Genomic DNA, 3,222 nt, shown 5'->3' with positions numbered 1-3,222 from the left:
TCAGTATTCCACTTTTTGAGATCAGTATAAAAGGAACTACCATTCCTGTTACACTTGATTACAATGCGGGAGGAATACGCGTGAATGAAGCAGCTACCTGGGTTGGATTAGGTTGGTCATTGTCTTATGGTGGCCAGATCAGCAGATCCGTCAAAGGTAAGCCTGATGAATATACATTTATTACTAAACACAGAGGCGCCTATCCGGGTAGTACAATCGCTTATTTCCGGACTTTACCGGATATTATTGCCGACTGGCGTTCTGCGGACCGTTCTGTTTATATGCAGAAAGCAAAAGACCCCACTCAACTGGAGAATGACCTTCGCCCGGATGAATTTTATTACAGTCTTGCCGGTTATTCCGGCCGGTATATGTTCGATCAGAAGAATGACAGCTTTGTGATGTTCCCGAAAAGTGATGTGAAAGTGGATGTGAATTTCTCTTCACAATCTGCATTTTCAGGTCGGGTAAGTTTTTCTCCTGTGGATTTCTGGTCAATCATCACACCGGATGGGATTTCTGCAGAATATGGCCGGGGAATGATCACCAGAAGAGGGCTGGGAGATTATTATGATCCTTATACCATCGATTCCTGGAATATCAAAAAGATCATCAATACTTTCAACGACAGTATCACCTATCATTACAGTTCAGGATTTGATACAACGCGCAGCTGGAGCAATAACTCCTATTACAGTTCTGTAACCAAAAACTACATTGGTCAGGCTGCACTCTCATATGCCATGGAAAAACACCTGGAAAGGATCGATTTTCCGAACGGTTCTATCCATTTTATTGCAGAACCCAAAACAGATAAGGGCGTGAGATTGAAGGAAGTGATTGTGAAGGATCTGAATAACACGGTCATCAAAAGAATATTGCTTAACCACTCTTATTTTCATGGAACATTTGGAAATAATAAAATGGGGCCGGTTGGAGACGAGTACGATTACCGGTTAAGGCTCGACAGCCTGTCTTTTGCAGGAAATAACAATATCGTTCAGACTTATAAATTCGATTATTACTTCGATGAGTTCGATAAAAAACCTTCCAGGAATTGTTTGGGAATGGATAGCTGGGGTTACTTCAATGGAGCCGATAATAATTACCTGCCTCCATTGTGGAGATTTGAAGATCTCGGGCAGACAACCTGGGGATTCAGGCATGTGGGGCCGGAATATGCCCATATTTTCAATATGAAATCCATCACCTATCCTACTGGTGGAAAAGAAGTTTATGAATACGAATGTAATACAGCACTCATCGAAGGCCCTGAAGGTATGTTGCCGGTGGTGGGTAAACAGGAAACTGCTTTGAACACAGCCAGCATCACTATTTCCGGCAGCAACCGTCTTGCATTCGGTATTACTCCCGATTCCATTGCAGGGACAAGCAATAAAGAATATTATTTCCGGAAGAGTTTTGTTATTCCTGCTGGTGGTGCCTGGATGCCGTATAGTTCAGGATGGAATTGTTCCACCAATTTCTTTACCGGTTCGGGAGAAGACTGGAATTCCTGCTATACCGATAATATTACCTTCCTGCTGGAAAAGATGGAAGATAATGGAACCAGAACAGAGCTAAGACGACATGTTGCGCGCAACTGCAGCAGTTTTACCTACTATCCTGAAGACCATAAACCAATTATGATGATGGCACCCGGCAATTACAGAATGACCGTTATACTGCAATACCGGGGAATTAATCCCAGCCGCAGCCATTATACTGGTTTCAATCTTTACTGGCGGAACAATGCTCCAGTGGATCTCGGTAACTTTATGTATGTTGGCGGGCAAAGGATCAAAACAATCACAACATACAGCAGTGAGAATTTGGTTGCAACCAAAAGGCAATTCAACTACCTTAACCCGGAAACCAATAACACATCGGGAAAACTTATTTCTATCCCGCTTTTCTTTCAGTATGGCAATGCCCCGGGTAATTCAGTTATAGGACAGGTGGTGCATAGCAGGAAAGTACTGGCCAATTCTATGGAACCTCTGCAAACAACCGGTGGCGCGTATCTTGGATATGAATATGTTACTGATGAGTTGATCGGGCCTTCCGATACAATCAAGACCAGGTATAAATATGTTTCTGTAATGCCTTTGAGAGGCAGTTATGTTGAATATAACAATACCAAATATGGCAATAACCCGTATAACAATACCATGTGGGGGCTTATCGAAGCCCAGGAATGGAAAAGAGGAAAGCTGAAAGAAGTGGTTTATCTTAAACAGAACGAACCGGTCAGAAAAGAGATTTATTCCTATTACGGAGCGGAAATCGTGTATACTCCATCAACAGAAGAAAGCGTTGAAGACATCAATACAGATTTGATCAGTGCGGAAATAGCCAAGCCATACTGGGATGCTGAACCCGGATTTGATTTTCATGATCTGTACCAAAGCCCTACGAGTCTGCAGACTGAATTCAGGTACCGGTATGCCCACGTTCAGGTAAATATTCCCAGTCAGGTTTGGGGTATCCTTCCCTCAAATATGCAGTATGTTTCTCCTTACACAGCTTACGTACCCGATTTCAAACGGTATACCGGGATCGATAAGATCCAGTCCAAAAAAACATATGATTATACTCCGGCAGGATCTATTTTGACTGAAGAATTGTATTACTATGATAAGTACCCGCAAACACTTCAGCTTACCAGAAAGGACAGAATTGACAGTAAAGGGGACACACTCCGTGATCATATGTATTACTCTACGGAATATACAGCTTCCGGTTCTCCGTATATTTCCATGGTGCAGAAAAACATGATCAATCTGCCTGTTAAAACCATCAACACCCGTAATACGCAAATATTGAAAACACAGGAACTGAAATACAAATCGTGGGGAGCCAGTATCATAGCCCCTGAATTGTCAACCACCCAAAATGGTACAGGCCTGCCTTACACAACTACCGAAGTTTTTGCATATGATGAGAAAGGAAATATTCTCTCGATGGCAGCAGCAGATAAACTGAAAAAATCCTTTATCTGGGCTCACCAGTTGCAATATCCTATAGCTGTTGTTCTGAATGCGAAGAATACAGAGATCGCATATACATCCTTCGATGCCCCTGAAACAGGCAACTGGACCTATACCGATACTGCCCGGTACAGAGCCGATGCCATCACAGGAAGAATGGCTTACACCCTGGTGACCGGAAAGGATATTACCAAATCAGCCCTCCCTTCCGGAAAGAAATATATCGTATCCT

At 42.9% G+C, this 3,222-nt stretch carries 1 protein-coding gene; it reads left to right on the top strand.

Annotated elements, in window-relative coordinates; genetic code table 11:
- Positions 1-3,222 (top strand): hypothetical protein (locus tag ACTHMC_RS09340; protein WP_440412794.1); only part of this gene is annotated, 3,222 nt, incomplete at both ends.

The sequence above is a fragment of the Pseudobacter sp. genome, from assembly GCF_051955275.1.
Classification (GTDB): domain Bacteria; phylum Bacteroidota; class Bacteroidia; order Chitinophagales; family Chitinophagaceae; genus Pseudobacter.
The sequence above is the reverse complement of the archived record's forward strand: the minus strand, read 5'-3'. Positions and strand labels throughout refer to the sequence as shown.